Raw genomic sequence first — 22,096 nt, forward strand, 5'->3', positions numbered from 1 at the left:
AAATTAAGGGGAGATTATAAGTATGTTAGCAAATCAAATTAATGAAAGATCATTGTTATTGCATAAAGAATTAGTAGGGAAAATTGAAATTACAAGTAAAGTGGAGGTAAATTCAGCGGATGATTTAAGCCTGACGTATACACCAGGTGTAGCGGAGTCTTGTAAGGCAATTGCGGCAGATGAAGAAACAGTGTATGACTATACAGCACGTGGCAATATGGTGGCAGTTGTTTCAGATGGAACAGCGGTACTCGGTTTAGGAAACATTGGACCGAAAGCGGCTATGCCTGTTATGGAAGGAAAAAGTATTTTGTTTAAGAAGTTTGCGAATGTAGATGCTTTCCCATTATGTTTAGGCACAACGGATGTAGATGAAATCGTTACCCTTGTAAAAAATTTAGAGCCTACATTTGCAGGGATTAATTTAGAAGATATTGCAGCACCGCGTTGTTTTGAAATTGAAAAACGATTAAAAGAAGAAACGAATATTCCTGTATTCCATGATGATCAACATGGAACAGCTATTGTCGTTTTAGCAGCTGTTATTAATGCATTAAAAGTTGTTAGCAAACAAATGGATAATGTGAAAATCGTTATTAACGGTGCGGGTTCGGCAGGAATTGCAATTGGAAAATTATTATTAAAGGCTGGTGCAAAGCACATTACGTTAGTTAGCCTAGAAGGTATTGTTTGTGAAGGTGAAACATGGATGAACGAAGCACAAATTGAAGTTTCAAAAAAGACAAATCGTGAACATGTGCGTGGAACGTTAAAAGAAGCGATTCACCAAGCTGATATTTTTATTGGCGTATCTGCTCCTGACGTATTAACGAAAGAACTTGTACAGACGATGAATGAGAAAGCAATTGTGTTTGCAATGGCGAATCCAATTCCAGAAATCTTCCCTGAGGATGCATTAGAGGCTGGGGCAGCTGTAGTAGGAACTGGGCGCTCGGATTATGCGAATCAAGTAAATAATGTATTGGCGTTTCCCGGAATATTCCGCGGTGCGTTAGATGTGCGCGCAACTGATATTACAGAAGAGATGAAATTAGCGGCAGCATATGGGATCGCTAACATCATTACTGACGAAGAACGTAATGCGAATTATGTAATCCCGAATCCATTAGATAAAAGAGTTGTTCCAAGTGTTGCAGAAGCAGTAGCGAAAGCAGCTATTGATTCAGGCGTGGCACAAATTACGAAAATACCACGTTATTAATAGCGAAAAGCAGTGCCTAAAAGGCACTGCTTTTTTGAGATAAGAAATCAAAATAATGAAGAAGTGTAGAATTATTTATGTTTCTTCACTATTTATTTAATTCCATTGCAACTTGTTTACCATTCACTAAAACCTCAGTTACTGCTACGATCACTTCTATCATTTTTTTCATCTCTCCTCTCTCCTCGTTTCATTTCTTACTTTAAGTATAAGAGAAGAGAGATAATTCAACTATCGAAGTACATGACGTAGAAATTACATTGTTGTAAGAAAGTGGTTTATTTTTGTCACTTTACTCAGCAGTGATTATAAACTGATCATAATATTTTTCATTCACATATATATTTAATAACCATAATCCAGATGAAGGTAGTGACATAGCGAGAGGGAGTTCGTTTGTAGTAGAATCGATTGTATTTGAAGTAGTCCAAGTTTGTTTGGAAGTTTCTTTTTGAAAGAGTACTGGTGTTGGAGTTACAGATCCTTGTTTTAGCGCAATAATAGACAATTTTCCAGTTGGCATCTTAGAATCTAGAAAGTGCCACATTATTTCATTTTGTTCATTTGCGATAATGGGACTATCAGCCATTGCGACTTTACCTTCGATGCCTTTTAAAGGCATTTTTCCTTCTACGAAAGAAGGTGTTTCTTCCCAATTTACATCTTTTAAAACACTAAGATGAAAGAAGGAAGGTGCGTTCACTTGATTGGATGACGTTGCGACAGCTTCAGTTTTAGATGCTTTTGAATCAGGTTGTGCTGGTGTGCATCCAGTGATGAGGAAGGAGAGAAGTAGCATAGTTCCGATTTTTTTCATGGTGCCACACTCCTAGTTTTTATTGTTAGTGTAATTGTATTTGCTAGAAGGCGGGACAATTCCTTTAAAGTATAAAAAGAGGTCGTAAGTTTTGTACGACCTCTTTTGACATTTTTTATCCCGTAAAAGCCCGATTGGTGTAGGTTAATAATCAATGGGAGATAGCCCCACTAATTAAAGTTTCACTTTATACTTGTTCAGTTGTATAGGTTGTTTCGGTTTCTTTTTGAGGCATCGTCAAAAAAATAACGGACAGAACGATACATACGCCGCCTAATAATTGATATGTTCCAAAAGATTCATTTAGCCAAGTGATTGAAACGATGGCAGCTACAAGGGGTTCAATGCTAGATAAAATGCTTGTTTCTGTTGCGGCTAAATATTTCAGACTACCGATATAAAGAAGGAAAGAAAGAGTGCCGCTTATAATGATAAGGATAAGCATAGAAAAAGTTTTTGGTGTAAGAGTTTGTGAAAATTGATTCCACCCGAATGAACGATTATAAATAAGTAGTGCAATTCCTCCGATTAACATCCCCCAACCAATTACTACAGTTGTCCCGCATTCTTTAATGAGAGAAGCCGGATGAAGGGTATAAAATGCAAATCCAATTGCTGTTAATAGTCCAAAAATAATAGCTTCTTTAGATAAAACAATATTTTCAATTGAGCCATTTGTAATAATAAAGTATGTTCCTATTAGCGCGGCTATAATTGCGAATAGTTGCATGGAAGCAGGGAATTTTCTTTGTTCAAATGCAACATACATGGTTATAAGAACAGGACCTAGAAATTGAAATAGTGTTGCTGTGACCGCGTTACTAATATGAACTGTTTCGATAAAGGCGTATTGCGCACCAAGCATGCCGAGAATAGAAAAAATAATAAGTTGTATAGAATATCTAGGGTGTTTCCAAATTTGAAATATGTTTTGTTTCTTTATAAGTAAGAAAGACAAAATAAATATTCCTGCAAGCAACAATCGAATTGTTAAAAAATCAATTGAGGATACATTAGTATGTTGAAATAGCCACTGAATCATTGGACCAGATAATCCCCATAATGTAGCCCCTGTAATAATCATAATGAGTCCGATATGTCTACCATTGTTCATTATCATGTTTCTCCTCTCCGGTATTTGATTTTTTATGTGTGACATGATACAAGGAATTATATATAAAATCTGGTACTGTAAAAAGTATCAGATTTTAGTTTTATTAAGGGGTCAGATATTATGTTAGAATTAACGCCTAATTTAAATATGAATAGTAAAAAGGCATTGTATGTGCAATTGTATGAGTATATAAAAAAAGAGATTAAAGATGGATCGATTGTCCCTTTTACGAAATTACCGGCTAAGCGAAAGTTAGCGATACATTTACAAGTAAGTAAAAATACAGTAGAGGCAGCGTACGAACAATTACTTGCAGAAGGTTATATTGAGTCGATATCGAGAAAAGGTTATTTTGTATGCAAGATTGAGCAAATGGTTCATGTAGAGGATAGCGGAGAGAGAATAGAAGAAGTACTGTTTCAGGAGAAGAGTTATAAATTTGACTTTACACAAACAGGAATTGATACGAATGCTTTTCCATTCAATATGTATCGGAAAATTGTAAATGAAGTATGGCAGCCACATAATAACGAACTTCTCTTTCTAGGACACCCTCAAGGGGAAGCGAGCTTAAGAGAAGAGATTACGAATTATTTGTATGAATCTAGAGGTGTACGTTGTTCAGCTAGTCAAATTGTATTAGGAGCGGGAACACAAATATTAGTGAAACTATTGTTTCAGTTGTTAAAGGGAAGCAATTATGCAGTTGAAAACCCAGGGTATCATAGGAAGATGGTTGTTTTTGAACAGGGAGAAGCAAGAGTCAAAATGTTATCTTTAGATAGAGATGGAATTTGTATTGCAGATTTAGAAAATAGCGATGCAAATGTTGTATTTGTAACTCCCTCTCATCAATTCCCATATGGAATGATTATGCCTATTACGAGAAGGACGCAGCTTTTACAATGGGCGAAGAAAGAAGAGAGCAGGTATATTATTGAAGATGATTATGATAGTGAATTTCGCTATTCTGGAAAGCCTATACCGGCGCTGCAAGGGTTAGATACAGAGGGGAAAGTTATTTATATGGGGACGCTATCTAAAGCATTATTGCCATCGCTACGGATGAGCTATATGGTGTTGCCGAAGAAATTAATTAAAAAGTATCAACAGCAATATTTATTTTATACACAAAGTGTTTCAAGAATGGACCAAGAAGTGATTAGAAGATTTTTAAATGAAGGCTATTGGGAAAAACATATTCATAAAATGCGTGTCGTCTACCGAAAGAAGAGAGATCGACTTGTTTTTGAAATAGAGAAGTATTTCTCTAATCGTGTTGAAGTGATAGGAGAAGATTCGGGATTACACATTTTACTAAAGGTGCATAATGGAATGCGGGAAGAAGAACTAATTAAAGAAGCTGCAAAACATAGTATTAAAATATATCCTGTTTCTACGTACTATAAAGATGGTACTGCACCTGAAAATGTAGTTTTACTTGGGTTTGCGATTTTATCAGAAGAAGAAATTGCGAAAGCGATTCAATTATTACACACGGCATGGTTTACAAGAAAGTAAAAAACATCCTCCAAACATGAGGATGTTTTTTATTATTTATTTTCATCTAAGAATAAGACCATATGCTCTTCGTCCCAATATTGTCCGTTATATTTTAATGAACGTTCTTGTACACCGAATGTTTTAAAACCTAATGATTCATAAAGTTTTTTCGCTCCATCGTTGCCAACAACAACATCAAGCATAACTTGTTCTACTTCTAAAGATTTAGCAAGCTCAAGACATTCTTTAATAAGTGCTTTTCCTGCTCCAAGTCCGCGCGCTTTTGGAGATACATATACAGAACCGATTTTAGCTTTATGTTCTTGTTTTACATATGGTTTCGTTTCCAGTGTTGCAACCCCGATTAATTTTCCATCTTTAAATGCACCTAGCGTATAGTTTTCATCTTGTGCTAATTTTTGTGCTTTATATTCAATCGCACACTCTTTATTAATAATATCTTCATAAGAAGAGCTGAATGCTTCAGGGTTTTGCTTTAATCCTTCTACGCGAAGTTCTAAGTAAATTTCTGCTTCGTCTTTTGTTAATACATGGATATCCAATTATATCACCCTCCAAATCTTTGCAAATGTACCTTTATTTTATATTGAAATAAGAATAATTTCAAAAGCTTAGCTTATGTGAGCTGTTTTTATGAACAAAATAACACCAGTAGTGTTTACTACTACTGGTGTTTTCACACGCATATTATTCAAAAGGTAGCTCGATTATAAAGTTTGTTCCCGCACCTAATTGGCTTGTTACTAGAATAGAACCATTATGCAATTCTACAATTTCCTTTGCAACAGCTAGCCCGATACCTTTTCCGCCTGTAGCTCGTGTTCTAGATTTATCGACACGATAAAAACGGTCAAATATATGCGGGATATCTTCTTCAGGGATACCTTCACCTTCATCTTGTACACTTATTGTAAAAGAATCTGTTTTTGTAAGTACACGTATCGTAATGGCTGTGTTTTCTGGCGAATGTTGATAAGCGTTGTGTAATAAATTTAACATAACTTGTTCCATACGTCTTTCGTCTATACAAACTTCTAAATCATCTTTGCAATATACATGAAGTTGCATTTGCTTATTTGTTAATGTTGTTTTTGTTTTTTCTACCATTCGTTCTAAAAATGGCTGAAGAAGCACTTTTTGTTTTTTTATAACAAATTGGTGTTGTTCTAATTGTACAAGCATAAATAAATCTTGGACGAGATCTGTTACACTATCCGTTTCATCCTCAATGATTTGTAAGTATTCTTCTCGCTCCTCTTTTGTTAAAGAGTCTCTCTTTGCTACCTTCGCATAACCTTTCATATAGGTCAATGGAGTTAATAGTTCATGAGCGACACTAGCGAGAAATTCATTGCGCTCTTTTTTCATATACGTAAGTTCGCTTGATAAATCTTCAATTGTTTTTGCTAAACTTCCGAGTTCATCATTCCGTTTAATACCTAATTGAATTGGCTTGTTTAATTTTGACATTTTTTCTGTCGCTCTTTTCATTTTTATAAGAGGATCTGTAATAACTTTAGAAAAAACAAAGACAGAAATAGTTGTTAAAATAATCGTCAAAATACTAATGATAAGAAATTGATGCAGTAGTTTAAGTAACATCTTTTCTAAGAAAGACGTCTTTAATAACATATATAAATTACCTTGAAATCCTTGAATTTCAAGTGGACTTACTGTTGAAATGAATTTTGATTTTTTCCAGTTTCTTTCTACAATTAACCCGCTTTTTGGGATAAATTCTGTTTTGCAAGTAAGTTGTTTTTTCATTTCTTTCGTTACGGGTTCGGAGTTAGAAATAATTTTGCCTTTATTGTCAGTTATAACGATTGTGATATCAGTATTAGCGATTAATTCGGAACCGATTAAATCTTCAGCTGCATGCTCGATAGTGAAATCCTGATACCGAGGGTGTTTAGGACGTTCTATGTATTGCTGTTGTTTAGAATGTTCATTCCATCTTGCACGGTTTACAATCTTATCACGATACCGATTACCTTTCTCTAATAGAGCATCGGTTTCTTCTTTAACACGCATTGTTGAAAGGCTCTTATAAAAAGATACGAAAGCAATTGTTTCAATACATAAAGCTAATATTAAAAAGTATGTCCCAATTTTAAGGGAAAGTTTACTCATTTTTTCACCATACCTTATTCATAATAAAGAGTCAGTGGTATACGATTTCCCACTGACCGAAGTAATTATTCACTTTTCCATTTATATCCGACTTTATAGACCGTTTCTAGGTAATTTTCAATTGGAAATCCTTTTTTGCGTAGTTTATCACGGATGTTACGAATGTGTGAATCAATTGTTCTATATTCGATATCTGTTTCATAGCCCCAAATTTTTTCGATTAAATCATCTCGGCTATAAGCACGGTTTGTATTTTGCAAAAATAGTCCGAGTAACGAAAATTCGATGGGAGTTAGCGAGATTTTTTCATCGTACACTGTGACGGTATGTTTCGTTTTATCCCACTCAATACCATTAAAACTAACAAATCCATCTTTTTTTGTACGGCGTAATATAGCCTCGATTCGCGCGACTAATACATGCTCATCAAATGGTTTTGTAATATAATCATCTGCGCCCATCGTGAGGCCTTTCACCATATCGTAGTTTTGGTTGCGAGCTGTTAACATAATGATAGGAACGTTGGAAATTTGACGAATTTGATAGCAAGTATCCCATCCATCCATATTTGGCATCATAACATCTAATAAAATAATATCGAATTCTTTTTGTTCGATTAATTTTAGTGCTTCAAGGCCAGAGGTAGCTTTCATACAAAAATAGCCGCGAGGGCTTAAGAACAGATCTAATAATCGTAACATACGTTCTTCATCGTCTACTAATAAAATTTTTACCATAATCTTGTGCACCCCAAACTGTTCATTCTACTTGTATAGTTTACATGAAAATAATAAAAAACTCTTTTTATGTGATTGAATGGAGGGCTGATTTTTTCGCTCAGAGTAATTGACATAAAAAATGCACTAGTTTTGCACAACTATTTTTTATAATAGAAAACGTAGCGACACAAAATACCCTATGTTGCGACATAACGTCATGTCATTTTATTTATAAAATGACAATTCCATTCTATTGTGTATGTGAGATAGAGAGGGTTTTCGTATTCACCTCGCATCGGATAAGAAAAATTTCCTATCTCACACTTTTTTTAAAAGGAGATCATACACATGAATTCAAAAGAAGAAATTTCAAAAAAAGAAAAGCAAGATCGTAATACGGTTGTCATGTGCGTTGCCGTATCTATGGTTATTATTATAAGTTGCGTAAATAAAATTTTGGGGATTTTATAATATAAAAAAAGCTGATTGCTTCTTAAGAAGCAATCAGCTTTTTTCGTTGTTAGGGGGAGTGTTCATATAATAAACCAAGGTAAAATTGCTAATCCAGAAGTTATAATTGCTGTAGTAAATATTAAAAGCATAGCTCGTTTGTTTTGTTTCATGTCACATTCTCCTCTACATATCAAGTACATGCGATCAGTGTGAGAGGGGGTTCCACACTGAGTAAAGTTTCATTTTATATTTTTAGTATAATGAATGGTAAGGATTGGTACGATCGATAAAGGTGACATGAAGATTACATTGTTGTAATGAAAAAAAGCATCTTTCTTATTAAGAAAGATGCTTTTTGAAAACTCCCCCGCTATTTGTGGGCAGTAACTCCCACCTTAAAATTCGGCGAATACGAGGGAGTTAGGTGGGAGTTACTGCCCGTAAAAGTCCGATTGGTTCAACTAATACTCAGTGAGGGGTGGAAAAATCTTCCGATGAGTAAAGTTTCACTTTATATTGAAGTATTAATCATTTAAGAACAGAACCATATGTTCCTCGTCCCAATATTGACCGTTATGTTTTAATGAACGCTCTTGTACGCCGTAAGTTTGGAAACCTAATGACTCATATAGTTTTTTGGCACCAACGTTACCAACTACAACATCGAGCATGAGTTGTTCTACATGTAATTTATTGGCATTTTCAATAATTGCTTTAATTAGAGCTCGTCCTGCTCCGAGACCACGTGCTTTTGGAGAAACAAAAACAGAGCCAATTTTTGCTTTATGTTCTTGTTTAATAAATGGTTTTGTTTCTAAAGTAGCGATACCAATTAAATCATTATCTTTGAAGACACCTAGAGTATACTTATCCGGATTGCTTAATCGTTTAGCCATAGCAGCCACAGGATCTTCATGTTTAAGAACATCTTCATAAGAAGAGCTAAAAGCTTCCGGATTCTTCGTTAAACCTTCCATACAAACTTTTAAATATATTTCTGCGTCCTCTGTTGTTAATAAGCGAATTTCCATAGTTGTAACCTCCCTGGTGGATTTCAAATAAATCCATTACTTTTATAAGATTGTGTATGTGTTTTGTTAGCAGTCTCTTTTAATTTGTAAAAGAATGAAAAGATATATGCTACAATGTTTTGTTTTTTAATATGTAATGAAATTATATATTAACTTTATTAACTATTCAAGTCTTTAATATATTACATTTTCATAACTAAAATAACTCCTCAATTGAGGAGTTATTTTAGTTATTCGATTGATAACCATCAATTCGATGTGGATGTGTGTAAATATTGCAGGATTCATTTCTGATAAATCCTACGACTGTAATGCCTAAATCGTGAGCGAGTTGCAATGCTAGTTTTGTTGGGGCAGATTTAGATAGAACAATTTCACATCCGATTTTTGAAACTTTGAGTAAAATTTCGGATGAAATACGTCCGCTAAATGCGATAATTTTTCCTTTAACAGATATATCATTGCGTAAACAATGACCGTATATTTTGTCTAATGCATTATGTCTTCCGATATCCATTCTTGATAGAAGGATATTATTTCGATCACATAGCGCGGTATTGTGAACACCACCAGTTTGGCGAAAGGTAGTGGAAGATTGTTGTAAAGTATTCATTAAGTAAAAACATTCTTCAGGAGTAATTTTTACATGTATATCATGTAAGTCTTTTGCTTTTGCTGCATCGTTTACGAAAATAAAACCTTGTCTACCTTTTCCGCAGCAAGAAGTGATGTATCGTTTATTATATAAAGTTTGATAGAGCGGATTCACTTTTGATGATTTTACATGGACAATTCCGTTATCTTTTTGAACCCATAGTTCTTCAACATCTTTATAGGAAGAAATAATCCCCTCAGAAATTAAAAAACCAATTACCATATCTTCAATATAATTTGGTGTGCATACGACTGTTACATATTCTTCACCATTCAATTTAATAGTAATAGGAGATTCTGTAACAATCTCATCAAGTTGTTTTGAAAATGTACCAGATTGATAACGTACAATTGTATAAGTCTCTTGCGTAGGCCCCATATTTCATTCCCCTTTTATATGTATTTCTCTCCCACATTTATCATAAAACAATGGAAAAAATAAAAACACCTATTAACAAGAAGATCACAGATTATTTTGGTTATTATTGTATATGTACGATATAATAGAACTGTAGAATAGTGATATTTTCAAGCTTTCGTAGTTATACCTTATAACATCTAGAATCGACTTCATAAGAAAGTATTTGGGTAGAGCGTTTCAAAAATATGTACAGTAATGCGATTTTGAAAACGGATTCATAATTGTGTTGTACAGTTGGTTGTAAGGAGAGGGGAAACTATGGCAGAACAGACAGTCCGTGTAACCGTCGATGGTAAAGAATTTTCTGCATCAGGTGAAAAGACGATACTACAATTATTTAACGAGAGTAATTTGGAACATCCTCAAATTTGTCATGTACCAGAAGTAGATCCAATTCAAACTTGTGATACGTGTATTGTAGAAGTAAATGGAAAGTTATTGCGTGCTTGTTCAACGAAATTAGAGAACGGTATGCATATCGAAAGACAGTCCCAGCGTGCAAAAGAGGCACAGACTGAGGCAATGGATCGAATATTAGAGAATCATCTACTGTATTGTACCGTTTGTGATAACAATAATGGTAACTGTAAAGTCCATAATACAGTACATATGATGGGAATTGAGGAACAGAAATATCCGTATGAGCCAAAAGTAAGTGCGTGTGAAGTGGATATGTCACATCCATTTTATCGATATGATCCAAATCAATGTATTGCTTGTGGGCAGTGTGTAGAAGTATGTCAAAACTTACAAGTGAATGAAACTATATCGATTGATTGGAGCTTAGACCGTCCACGTGTTATATGGGACAATGGTGTAAGTATAAATGACTCATCTTGTGTAAGTTGTGGACAGTGTGTAACAGTATGTCCATGTAATGCGTTAATGGAAAAAACAATGCTGGGTGAAGCCGGATTCATGACTGGATTGAAACCGGATGTGTTAGATCCGATGATTGATTTTGTAAAGGATGTAGAGCCTGGATATAGTAGTATTTTAGCAGTTTCAGAAGTAGAGGCTGCGATGCGTAAGACGAAAGTGAATAAAACAAAAACAGTTTGTACATTTTGTGGTGTAGGTTGTTCATTTGAAGTATGGACGAAAGACCGCCACATTTTGAAAGTACAGCCTGTTTCAGATGCGCCGGTTAACGGTATTTCCACATGTGTAAAAGGAAAATTCGGATGGGATTTTGTAAACAGTGAAGATCGTATTACAAAGCCATTAATTCGCCAAGGAGATATGTTTGTTGAAGCTTCATGGGAAGAGGCTCTTGAAGTTGTTGCATCCAATATGCAGCATATTAAATCAGAATATGGAAGTGATGCATTTGGATTTATTTCTTCTTCGAAAGTAACGAATGAAGAAAATTATCTTATGCAAAAACTAGCCCGTCAAATATATGGAACGAATAATGTAGACAACTGTTCCCGTTATTGTCAATCTCCAGCAACTGATGGTTTATTTAAAACTGTCGGTATGGGAGGGGACGCTGGAACAGTGAAGGATATTGCGGAAGCAGGCCTTGTCATTATCGTTGGAGCAAATCCAACAGAAGGACATCCTGTACTTGCAACGCGTGTAAAACGTGCTCATAAATTACATGACCAAAAATTAATTGTGGCGGACCTTCGTAAACATGAAATGGCAGAGCGTGCGGATTTATTCATTCATCCGCGCCAAGGAACTGATTATGTATGGCTCGCTGGTATTACGAAATATATTATTGATCAAGATTGGCACGATAAAAAGTTCATAGCTGAAAATGTGAAGAATTTTGATGAATATAGCAAAATGGTAGAAAAGTATACGCTTGATTATACAGAAGAAATTACGGGGATTTCGAAAGAAAATCTGAAAGAAATGGCTCGTATGGTATATGAAGCAGATGGTACTTGTGTACTTTGGGGAATGGGTGTAACGCAAAATACTGGAGGAAGTACAACTTCAGCAGCAATTTCAAATCTATTGCTTGTTACGGGTAACTATCGTCGTCCTGGTGCAGGAGCATATCCATTACGCGGACATAATAACGTACAAGGTGCTTGTGATATGGCAACATTACCAAACTGGCTTCCAGGTTACCAAGCAGTTTCAGATGATGCGCTCCGTGCGAAATTTGAAACTGCATACGGTACTACAATTCCGAAAGCACCAGGGTTAAATAATATTGCAATGTTACTTGCGGCAGATGAAGGAAAACTGCGTGGTATGTATGTTATGGGTGAAGAAATGGCTTTAGTAGATTCGAATGCCAACCATGTACAACATATTTTAGCGAATTTAGATTTCCTTGTTGTTCAAGATATGTTCTTGTCGAAAACAGCTCGTTTTGCTGATGTTATTTTACCGGCAGCACCAAGCTTAGAAAAAGAGGGAACATTTACGAATACAGAGCGCCGTATCCAAAGATTATATGAAGTATTGAAGCCGCTTGGTAATTCAAAGCCAGACTGGTGGATTTTACAAAAAGTAGCTCGTGCACTTGGCGGGGACTGGAATTATGAAAGTCCAAGTGAAATCATGGATGAAATTGCATCGCTTGCACCTTTATATTCTCAGGCAACATACGATCGTTTAGAAGGATGGAATAGTTTATGTTGGGGTAGCCATGATGGCAGCGATACACCACTATTATATGTGGACGGATTTAACTTCCCAGATAAACTAGCTCGTCTATCATTAGATGAATGGGTACCACCAGTTGTAGCGCCAGATGAGTATGATTTACTTTTAAATAATGGTCGTATGTTAGAACATTTCCATGAAGGGAATATGACGAATAAATCGGCTGGTATTTTATCTAAAGTATCTGAAGTGTTCGTTGAAATCTCGCCTGAACTTGCCCTAGAGCGCAATGTGAAAGATGGTGGTCTTGTAGAATTAGCATCACCATTTGGGAAAATTAAAGTACAGGCACTTGTTACAGATCGTGTAACGGGGAAAGAGCTATATTTACCGATGCATGCAACGGTAAATGAAGAGGCAATCAATATTTTAACTGGAACGGCGACAGATCTTTATACGTGTACACCAGCGTACAAACAAACGATGGTAAAGATGCGTGTACTACGTGAAAAAGGGAATCGTCCGTTACCATCTTCAAACCCGAGAGATAAAAAGCGTAATCCGCAAAACGGTGTTGAAATCCAGCAAAAATGGCAAAGAAAACAATACGTATCACTTGTGGACTAGGGGGCGGAGATAGTGGCGAAAGAAATTACTGTAATTAAAAAGAAAGTTGTAACAGAGGAAGAACAGAAACAGCAAGTAGCAGATGAACTTCTAAATGAGCTATCTAATAATCGTGAAGCAGTAGAAGAAACGATGCAGCTTTTAGCACAGTTGCAGAAGGCTGGTATATTAGATGCGGCAATTAGTTTACTTGCTGCGAAGGAAGATGTTTCAAAAATCGCTGTGGAGCAATTAAATCGTGAACCAGTTAAAAATGCACTCAACAATATGATGGGGGCAGGAGAAGCGTTATCTTCAGTTGACCCAGAAATAACGAAGCAAATTACGTCCAGTTTAGTTACAGGATTGCAATTTGCAACAGATGAATTAAATAGTGGTAAAAAAACAAAAGTGATGGATTTCTTTAAAGTATTAAAAGATCCAGATATCAATAGAGCTATTACATTCGGTTTTAGCTTCTTGAAAGCATTTGGACAAGGGCTAGAGAAAAAATAGAATAAATGAAAAAGTGATGGGAAGTAGCCATCACTTTTTTCATTATATGTATAAGAGTGTTCATGTTAAGCGGAATATATTATTATTAAAAAGATGGATTAGAACTGGAAATATGGAATCCATCTCAAATATCGTTTTAGAATGTGGAGGAATATATGCAACACCGTAAAAAACTATCTATACCAGGAGTAATAGGACATTCCTTTCAAACAGTTAAATTTGCTTTTTGGAATGTATTAACTTTTCAACTTGCTTATAAATTATTAGCAGCGATTGTGTTTGTTCCACTATTTGGAATCATTTTTAATAAGTTATTGTATTTTGGTGGTTATGCAAATGCGACAAATGATGAATTATTAGCGTTTTTAAAGACGCCTTATGGGATCTTAGCAATCGTAATTTTATCATTGTTAGCACTGTTTCTTATCTTTACAGAATTTGCGGTGCTTATTATTATTTCGTATTTCGCTCATAAAAGACAGAAGGTGAAATTACGTCCGATTTTATATAAAACGGTAACGTATTTACCTACTCTTTTTACATATTGCTTACCAGGATTTATTTTATATGCTGTCGTATTGTTGCCTCTTTTAAATATGGGATATGAAACGGCATTAATCCCGCAAATTCAAATTCCTAACTTTATTACAGGAGAACTGTTTAAGACAACGATGGGACAAGTTGGTTATTACACGTTCTTTGCTGTAGTCGCATATTTGAATCTTCGATGGATTTTCGTTCTACCTATTGTTGTTTTAGAGCAAAAACCATTTCGCGTGGCAGCACGTAAAAGTGCAACTTTAGTAAAGGAAAGCTTTTTTAAAGTACTATTCTTTTTAGTAGGGTTTTTTATTTCAATTGGAATTGTATATGTCGTGTTTTTGGGAATATATTTATTGTGCCTATGGGGTGTTTATGAATTTACAAACCCGAAAGGAACATTTGCATTATTAGCTGAATCAACGATTTCTGTATTTTTAACGAGCACATTGTATTTATTCAGCTTTATCGTGACGCCATTTTATATTATGGCGATTACGCGATTATACTTACAAAAGGTACCGGTTGAGGATGTTTTATTAGAAGAAGGATTAGATTATTCGAAAACGAAAGCAGATAAATGTTTTTTTCAAAAACATCGTTGGAAATTCATTGGCGTATACATTGTAGGAATTATTACTGCCGGAATGGTCGTTGCCTTCATTGTAACGTTTATTTCAAATTCGTATAAAGAACCGATTATTATGGCGCACCGCGGGTATATATCAAAAGGCGTAGAAAATACGAAAGAAGCTGTGCAAGGTGCTATTGATGCAAAAGCAGACTACGCTGAAATAGATGTATTACAAACGAAAGACGGTGAACTAGCGGTTATACATGATTTGAAGCTGAAACGTCTCGCAAATGCCAATGTGCATGTGTCAGATTTAACGATGGCGGAGTTAAGGCAACTTACCCTTAGTCAAGATGGACTTTCAGGACAAATAAGTACACTTGATGAAATCATTAAGCTAGCAAATGGCAAAATCAAACTTAATATAGAAGTGAAGCTTCATGGGGGCGAAAAAGATTTTGTAAACAAAGTCTTAAAAACGATTAAAGATAATGAATTTGAGAAGCAATGTGTAATTCAAACGTTACACTATCCACTTATTAAAGAGTTTAAGCGTGCAAATCCAGATATAAAAGTAGGGTATATATTGTATGCAAGTAGAGCTAACTTAAAGAATGTGAAGGCTGACTTTTACGTAGCAGAAGAATATATGTTAAATAAGAAATTAGTAAAAGAAGCAAGGAAGTTAAACAAACCAATTTACGTATGGACAGTAAATGATATGGAAAATTTAAAGGCATATTATAAGTTGAACGTAGATGGTATCATAACCGATTACCCTGAAGACGCACGTGAAACAATTAAGATGTTAAAAGAGCAAGAAGCGGAAGAGAGTGATTTGTTTGATAAAATTACTGAAACGACAGATGATTTGTTTTTAAAATTATTTATAAGTTACCCAGCTGCTAGCTAAATGCTAGCAGCTGTTTTTTTGTGAAAAGAATATATCTCTAAAGTATTAAGTAAAGTAATAACTGTATATGTATACGTTATCGCTTAGTTTTTTACATTGTTACATTATTGTCAAATAATAAATGATTACTGTTTATTTTGAAGAAGTATAATAAAAATCGAGTGAAAGATAATGGAATGTCACGAAACCCCTAATAGAATCAATGTTTTATATATTTACACTATTCTAAATATATAAACTTTAGAAAAATGATATGTTAGCGTTTTCATAACTTTTAAGTTATGCTAGAATAAGGACATAAGTTATTAATTATTACAAAAAGAAAAAAGAATCTCTTTTTTCTGTTAATTATAAGGGGGCATTTCATTATGCGTATTGGGGTACCAGCAGAAATTAAAAACAACGAAAACCGTGTGGCAATGACACCAGCAGGTGTTGTACATTTAATTCGTAACAATCACGAAGTATTCATTCAAAAGGGTGCAGGTTTAGGATCTGGTTTCACAGACGCTCAGTATGTTGAAGCGGGAGCAAAAATTGTTGATACAGCTGAAGAAGCTTGGAACATGGAAATGGTTATGAAAGTTAAAGAACCAATTGAAAGCGAATACAAACATTTCAGTGAAGGCTTAATCTTATTCACATACTTACACTTAGCTCCAGAGCCAGAATTAACAAAAGCGTTAATTGAGAAGAAAGTTGTTGCGATTGCATATGAAACAGTACAATTAGAAAACCGTTCTCTACCATTACTTGCACCTATGAGTGAAGTAGCTGGTCGTATGGCTGCACAAATTGGTGCGCAATTCCTTGAGAAAAACAAAGGCGGTAAAGGTATCTTACTTGCAGGTGTTCCAGGAGTTAAACGTGGTAAAGTAACAATCATCGGTGGTGGACAAGCTGGTACAAATGCTGCTAAAATTGCAGTTGGACTAGGTGCGGATGTAACAATCATCGACTTAAGCGCAGAACGTCTTCGTCAATTAGATGACATTTTCGGAAATCAAGTAAAAACTTTAATGTCTAATCCTTACAATATTGCAGAAGCTGTAAAAGAGTCTGATCTTGTAATCGGTGCAGTATTAATCCCAGGTGCAAAAGCTCCAAAACTTGTAACAGAAGAAATGATTAAATCAATGGAACCAGGTTCTGTTGTTGTAGATATCGCGATTGACCAAGGTGGTATTTTCGAAACAACTGACCGTATTACAACTCATGATAACCCAACTTACGAAAAACACGGCGTTGTTCATTATGCAGTTGCAAACATGCCAGGTGCGGTTCCACGTACATCAACTCTTGCATTAACAAACGTAACAGTACCATATGCAGTACAAATTGCTAACAAAGGCTACAAAGAAGCTTGCCTAGGCAACTCTGCATTATTAAAAGGTATTAATACATTAGATGGCTATGTAACATTTGAAGCAGTTGCAGAAGCTCACGGTGTAGAGTACAAAGGTGCTAAAGAATTATTAGAAGCAGAAACAGTATCTTGCTAATAGAAGCATTATACAAAACAAAATCGAACAATATATAATACAACATGATAAGAGCTAAGAGATAATACCTCTTAGCTCTTCTTAGTAAAAGGGGGCATACATCGTGGCCAACCTATTTAAAAAGAAATCCGTTACGCAATTGTTAGGGGAAAGTAAAAGTAAAACTTTAACGAAAACGCTAGGGGCATTTGACCTAACAATGCTAGGGATTGGTGCGATAATTGGTACAGGAGTTCTAGTATTAACTGGATTAGTAGCAGCAAGAGATGCTGGTCCAGCAGTTATTTTTTCATTTATGATTGCAGCAATTGTTTGTGGATTTGCAGCATTATGTTATGCAGAAGTTGCGTCTACACTTCCTGTTTCAGGTAGTGTGTACACATATTCGTATGCAACAATTGGTGAGTTTGTTGCTCATTTAATGGGATGGACATTGTTATCCGTATATGTCGTAACGACTGCCGCAGTAGCTGGCGGATGGACTGGTTATTTCAATAATTTAGTGAGTGGACTGGGACTTGAAATTCCGAAAGCGTTGCTAACAATTCCAGCGCAAGGTGGTATGGTAAACTTACCAGCAGTTATCGTTACGTTAGTGATAACTTGGTTATTATCACGAGGTACGAAAGAAAGTAAGCGTGTGAATAACATAATGGTATTAATTAAAATTGGTATTGTTGTTTTATTCATTGCAGTTGGTGTATTCTACGTGAAACCAGAAAACTGGATACCATTTGCACCTTACGGTTTAAGTGGAGTGTTCGCAGGGGGAGCAGCAGTATTCTTTGCTTTCTTAGGATTTGATGCATTAGCAACTTCTGCTGAAGAAGTAAAAAATCCGCAACGTGATCTACCAATTGGTATTATTGCTTCGTTAGTTATTTGTACAATCATTTATGTTGTAGTTTGTCTCGTTATGACGGGTATGGTTTCTTATAAAGAGCTAGATGTACCGGAAGCGATGGCATATGTGTTAGAGGTTGTAGGACAAGATAAAGTGGCTGGTGTAATTGCTATTGGAGCTGTAATCGGTATTATGGCTGTAATTTTCGCTTACATTTATGCGACAACACGTGTATTCTTCGCAATGAGTCGTGACGGTTTATTACCAAAATCTTTTGCGAAAATTAACAAGAAGACTGAAGCGCCAACATTTTCAGTTTGGTTAACAGGAATTGGTAGTGCTTTAATTGCTGGATTTATCGATTTAAAAGAATTGTCGAATTTAGCGAATATTGGAGCGTTATTAACATTCGCCATGGTTGGTGTAACTGTTATCATTCTTCGTAAAACGCATCCGAAATTACAACGTGGATTTATGGTACCACTTGTACCGATCTTACCGATTATTTCAATTGCATGTTGTCTATTCTTAATGGTAAATTTACCGTTAACAACATGGATATACTTTGGTATTTGGTTAGCGATTGGAGTAGTTGTATACTTTGTTTATTCGAAAAAACATAGTCATTTAAAAGACGATGGAAGTTCGCAGGATAATTTAGAACAAGCTAATTAAAGGGATATAAACACAGTAAGCCTTGTGCGTCTAGGGAGCGCGCAAGGCTTTTTCTTTTGTTGAAATAAAGGGAACATATATTACTTTGTTGAATTTTTATGTCGGAATATGAAAAAAGGGTGTGCGAATTGTACATCCTTTTTTGTATGAGAATATAGAGGATGCGGAAAATATGTATATGCCTTACTAAAATGTGAACGAAATGTTCATAAAAAAATTCAGATTTCATTGACACATATGAGTAGGCGCTCATATAATAAGAGTATAAGATATATGAATGATTGTTCATATGTTCAATTAAAGAGGTGAGCTATAATGGCTGGAAATAAAGTAGAAACACCACAAGAGACATGTTCTCAAACGATAATTCATGAAGAAGTTGTTGAGCAAGTAAAACAAACAATTCCAACTGATGAAAGTTTAAGTAAAGTAGCAGAACTATTTAAAGTATTAGGTGACCGTACACGTACGAGAATATTACATGCGCTATTTGAAGCTGAAATGTGCGTTTGTGATTTAGCTTATTTATTAGGAATGACACAATCATCTATTTCGCATCAGCTTCGTGTGTTAAAGCAAGCGAAACTTGTGAAGAATCGTAAAGAAGGAAAGGTTGTTTATTATTCGTTAGCTGACCAGCACGTAATTCATATCTTCGAGCAAGCGTTTGAACACGTAAACGAAGAAGAATAAAAAGAACGCGAGGAGGGAGAACGATGGCTGAAGCGTTAGTGAAAAAGAAACTGATGTTAGAAGGTTTAGATTGTGCGAATTGTGCAATGAAAATTGAAAAAGGTGTTGGGAATATAGAAGGAGTAAATTCTTGCTCTGTAAACTTCGCAACAAAGACAATGATCTTAGAAACAGCACAAAATAAAGAAAACGAAGTTGTTACGGAAGCAAAACAACTCGTTACAAAATTAGAACCGCATATTAAAGTGCAAGAAGAACAAAAAAATAAAATTGCTAAAGAAGTATTTATATTAGAAGGTTTAGATTGCGCGAACTGTGCAATGAAAATTGAAAATAAAGTGAAGGAAATGCCAGCTGTCTCAGAAGCAACTGTTGATTTCGTATCGAAGAAACTACGAGTAGAAGTTGCGAATAAAAGAGAACTAGAAGCAACTGTAGCAAATATAACAAATGTCGTTCAAAAGTTAGAGCCAGATGTGAAAGTTGTTCGTGAAGAGAAGAACGGTCATGACCACGGACATAGTCACGATCATGGTGAAGCAAACGTGAAAAAGATGGTAGGGAGATTAGTGGTCGGCGGAATTTTGACAGCAATTGCTGCATTAGCGAGCTTACCACAAATGGTAACAATTCCGTTATTCGTCCTTGCTTATTTATTAATAGGTGGAGATATCGTTTGGAGAGCGGTAAGAAACATAACTCGCGGCCAAGTATTTGATGAAAACTTCTTAATGGCAATTGCAACTGTAGGAGCCTTTGCAATTCAGCAATATTCAGAAGCCGTAGCAGTAATGCTATTTTATCAAGTAGGAGAACTATTCCAAAGCATTGCGGTAAACCGCTCTCGAAAATCAATTACTTCATTAATGGATATTCGTCCTGATTATGCGAATGTAAAGATTGGGAATGAAACGAAACAAGTATCACCAGAAGATGTACAAATTGGCGATTATATTATCGTTAAGCCAGGTGAGAAAGTACCATTAGACGGAAAAGTAATTGAAGGAACATCAATGGTAGATACTTCAGCATTAACTGGTGAATCTGTACCACGTGAAGTTGAAGTTGGAAATGATGTATTAAGTGGCTTTGTGAACCAAAACGGTGTATTAACAATTGAAGTTACAAAAGAGTTTGGTGAATCAACTGTATCGAAAATTTTAGATTTAGTTCAAAATGCAAGCAGTAAAAAAGCACCAACAGAAAACTTTATTACGAAGTTTGCGCGTTACTACACTCCAGTTGTAGTTATTACAGCGGCGATCATGGCGTTTATTCCACCGCTTATTTTAGAAGGAGCTACATTCTCTGAGTGGATTTATAGAGCTTTAGTGTTCTTAGTAATCTCTTGTCCATGTGCGTTAGTTGTATCCATTCCTCTTGGATTCTTTGGAGGTATCGGTGGTGCATCTAAAAGTGGTGTGTTAGTAAAAGGTAGTAACTATTTAGAAGCTTTAAATGATGTAAAATATATTGTTTTTGACAAAACAGGAACATTAACAAAAGGTGTTTTCAAAGTTACAAAAATGGAACCGAGCGAAGGTACTACAAGCGAAGAGTTATTAGAGTATGCGGCATTTGCTGAAGTGTATTCTAACCATCCAATTGCCCAATCTATTCGAAAGGCATATGGAAAATCAATTGATGAAAAAATAATCGATGATTATAACGAAATTTCTGGTCACGGTACAGTCGTAAAAGTACAAGGAAAAGAAATTTTTGCAGGTAATGCAAAATTAATGAGAAAAGAAAATATTGAATTTAAACAACCAGAAACAGTAGGTACATTAGTTCACGTTGCTGTAGATGGAAAATATGCAGGTTATATTGTTATTTCTGATGAGGTAAAAGAGGATTCGAAACAAGCGATTCAAAAGTTAAAAGAACTAGGTATTAAAAAGACAGTAATGTTAACTGGTGATGCAAAAACAGTTGGTGAAGCTGTCGGTAAAGAATTAGGCTTAGATGAAGTTCATGCGGAATTACTACCGCAACAAAAAGTAGAAGAGATTGAAAAAATTGATGCAGCGAAGCATGGAAAAGAAAAAATTGCCTTCGTTGGTGACGGTATTAACGATACACCAGTATTAGCCCGTGCAGACGTTGGTATTGCGATGGGTGGTTTAGGATCAGATGCAGCAATTGAAGCGGCAGACATCGTTATTATGACTGATGAGCCTTCAAAAATTGCGACAGCTGTAAAAATTGCAAAACGCACAAGAAGTATAGTGTGGCAAAATATCATCTTTGCTTTAGGTGTAAAAGGGATCGTTCTATTACTTGGTGCCTTTGGTATTGCAACAATGTGGGAAGCTGTTTTCTCAGATGTTGGTGTGACACTACTTGCAGTGTTAAATGCAATGCGTGTATTACGAGTGAAAGATTTATAAAAAAGAGGACGCAACCTGCGTCCTCTTTTTTATTGGTTATTTTGTTGAAATTGATTTAATAAAATAATATCAAATATTATTTTATTTTTAAATAATATAATATTAAAATTTAAAAATAAAAAACATTCGTCGTATTATTTTAATATATTTTTTACAAATATCCATATAGTATTGAAAAAACAGAGAA

17 protein-coding genes are annotated in these 22,096 nt (G+C 35.2%); 10 read left to right on the forward strand and 7 right to left on the reverse strand.

The window, feature by feature from the left end; genetic code table 11:
- Positions 1–22 precede the first annotated feature (22 nt).
- Complete coding sequence (locus ACUXVC_RS02970) at positions 23–1,222, forward strand: NAD(P)-dependent malic enzyme (RefSeq protein ID WP_144465800.1); 1,200 nt, start codon at positions 23–25, stop codon at positions 1,220–1,222.
- 292 nt (positions 1,223–1,514) lie between these two features.
- Here ACUXVC_RS02970 and ACUXVC_RS02975 read toward each other — a convergent pair whose 3' ends face one another.
- Together ACUXVC_RS02975 and ACUXVC_RS02980 are read right to left on the reverse strand one after the other, a co-directional pair.
- On the reverse strand, positions 1,515–2,039 hold the full coding sequence (locus tag ACUXVC_RS02975; protein WP_089170390.1) for a DUF4871 domain-containing protein: 525 nt from the start codon (positions 2,037–2,039) through the stop codon (positions 1,515–1,517).
- A 187-nt stretch (positions 2,040–2,226) separates the two neighbouring features.
- Positions 2,227–3,153: a DMT family transporter gene (locus ACUXVC_RS02980; protein ID WP_144465799.1), complete on the reverse strand. Its 927-nt coding sequence runs from the start codon at positions 3,151–3,153 to the stop codon at positions 2,227–2,229.
- Between the two features lie 120 nt (positions 3,154–3,273).
- On the opposite strand from ACUXVC_RS02980, the gene pdxR reads away from it, so the two are divergent.
- Positions 3,274–4,674, forward strand: a complete 1,401-nt coding sequence (gene pdxR, locus ACUXVC_RS02985) for a MocR-like pyridoxine biosynthesis transcription factor PdxR (protein ID WP_095691435.1) — start codon at positions 3,274–3,276, stop codon at positions 4,672–4,674.
- Positions 4,675–4,706: 32 nt separating this feature from the next.
- On the opposite strand, the gene ACUXVC_RS02990 is transcribed toward pdxR, so the two are convergent.
- The 3 genes from ACUXVC_RS02990 to ACUXVC_RS03000 form a co-directional block, all read right to left on the reverse strand.
- A complete protein-coding gene (locus ACUXVC_RS02990) occupies positions 4,707–5,219 on the reverse strand; it encodes a GNAT family N-acetyltransferase (RefSeq protein WP_000351212.1) in 513 nt (170 codons plus the stop codon).
- Between the two features lie 145 nt (positions 5,220–5,364).
- Positions 5,365–6,810, reverse strand: coding sequence for a HAMP domain-containing sensor histidine kinase (locus ACUXVC_RS02995; RefSeq protein WP_095691434.1), 1,446 nt, complete (start codon positions 6,808–6,810; stop codon positions 5,365–5,367).
- Between the two features lie 65 nt (positions 6,811–6,875).
- Entirely contained in the window at positions 6,876–7,547 is a 672-nt protein-coding gene (locus tag ACUXVC_RS03000) for a response regulator transcription factor (protein WP_063245908.1), read from the reverse strand.
- A 330-nt stretch (positions 7,548–7,877) separates the two neighbouring features.
- Between ACUXVC_RS03000 and ACUXVC_RS03005 the strand changes: the two genes are divergently transcribed.
- Entirely contained in the window at positions 7,878–8,000 is a 123-nt protein-coding gene (locus ACUXVC_RS03005) for a hypothetical protein (protein WP_001085006.1), read from the forward strand.
- A 506-nt stretch (positions 8,001–8,506) separates the two neighbouring features.
- Here ACUXVC_RS03005 and ACUXVC_RS03010 read toward each other — a convergent pair.
- Together ACUXVC_RS03010 and fdhD are read right to left on the reverse strand one after the other, a co-directional pair.
- Complete coding sequence (locus tag ACUXVC_RS03010) at positions 8,507–9,013, reverse strand: GNAT family N-acetyltransferase (protein WP_016083577.1); 507 nt, start codon at positions 9,011–9,013, stop codon at positions 8,507–8,509.
- 226 nt (positions 9,014–9,239) lie between these two features.
- Positions 9,240–10,046, reverse strand: a complete 807-nt coding sequence (gene fdhD / locus ACUXVC_RS03015; protein WP_095691433.1) for a formate dehydrogenase accessory sulfurtransferase FdhD — start codon at positions 10,044–10,046, stop codon at positions 9,240–9,242.
- 300 nt (positions 10,047–10,346) lie between these two features.
- Between fdhD and fdhF the strand changes: the two genes are divergently transcribed.
- From fdhF to ACUXVC_RS03050, 7 genes are all read left to right on the forward strand, one after another.
- Complete coding sequence (gene fdhF / locus ACUXVC_RS03020) at positions 10,347–13,283, forward strand: formate dehydrogenase subunit alpha (protein ID WP_095691432.1); 2,937 nt, start codon at positions 10,347–10,349, stop codon at positions 13,281–13,283.
- A gap of 12 nt (positions 13,284–13,295) precedes the next feature.
- Positions 13,296–13,778, forward strand: a complete 483-nt coding sequence (locus tag ACUXVC_RS03025; RefSeq protein WP_001040540.1) for a DUF1641 domain-containing protein — start codon at positions 13,296–13,298, stop codon at positions 13,776–13,778.
- 155 nt (positions 13,779–13,933) lie between these two features.
- Positions 13,934–15,805 carry a glycerophosphoryl diester phosphodiesterase membrane domain-containing protein gene (locus ACUXVC_RS03030; RefSeq protein WP_095691431.1) on the forward strand — a complete coding sequence of 624 codons (1,872 nt, stop codon included), beginning with the start codon at positions 13,934–13,936 and terminating at the stop codon, positions 15,803–15,805.
- Positions 15,806–16,173: 368 nt separating this feature from the next.
- The gene (ald, locus tag ACUXVC_RS03035) at positions 16,174–17,307 is read left to right on the forward strand and encodes an alanine dehydrogenase (RefSeq protein ID WP_001219741.1); all 1,134 of its coding nucleotides are present in this window, start codon (positions 16,174–16,176) and stop codon (positions 17,305–17,307) included.
- Between the two features lie 103 nt (positions 17,308–17,410).
- A complete protein-coding gene (locus tag ACUXVC_RS03040) occupies positions 17,411–18,826 on the forward strand; it encodes an amino acid permease (RefSeq protein WP_001284897.1) in 1,416 nt (471 codons plus the stop codon).
- Between the two features lie 315 nt (positions 18,827–19,141).
- Positions 19,142–19,519, forward strand: coding sequence for an ArsR/SmtB family transcription factor (locus ACUXVC_RS03045; protein WP_000918378.1), 378 nt, complete (start codon positions 19,142–19,144; stop codon positions 19,517–19,519).
- 23 nt (positions 19,520–19,542) lie between these two features.
- A complete protein-coding gene (locus ACUXVC_RS03050; RefSeq protein ID WP_000796571.1) occupies positions 19,543–21,909 on the forward strand; it encodes a heavy metal translocating P-type ATPase in 2,367 nt (788 codons plus the stop codon).
- Positions 21,910–22,096 lie beyond the last annotated feature (187 nt).

This window comes from Bacillus sp. N6, assembly GCF_052805735.1.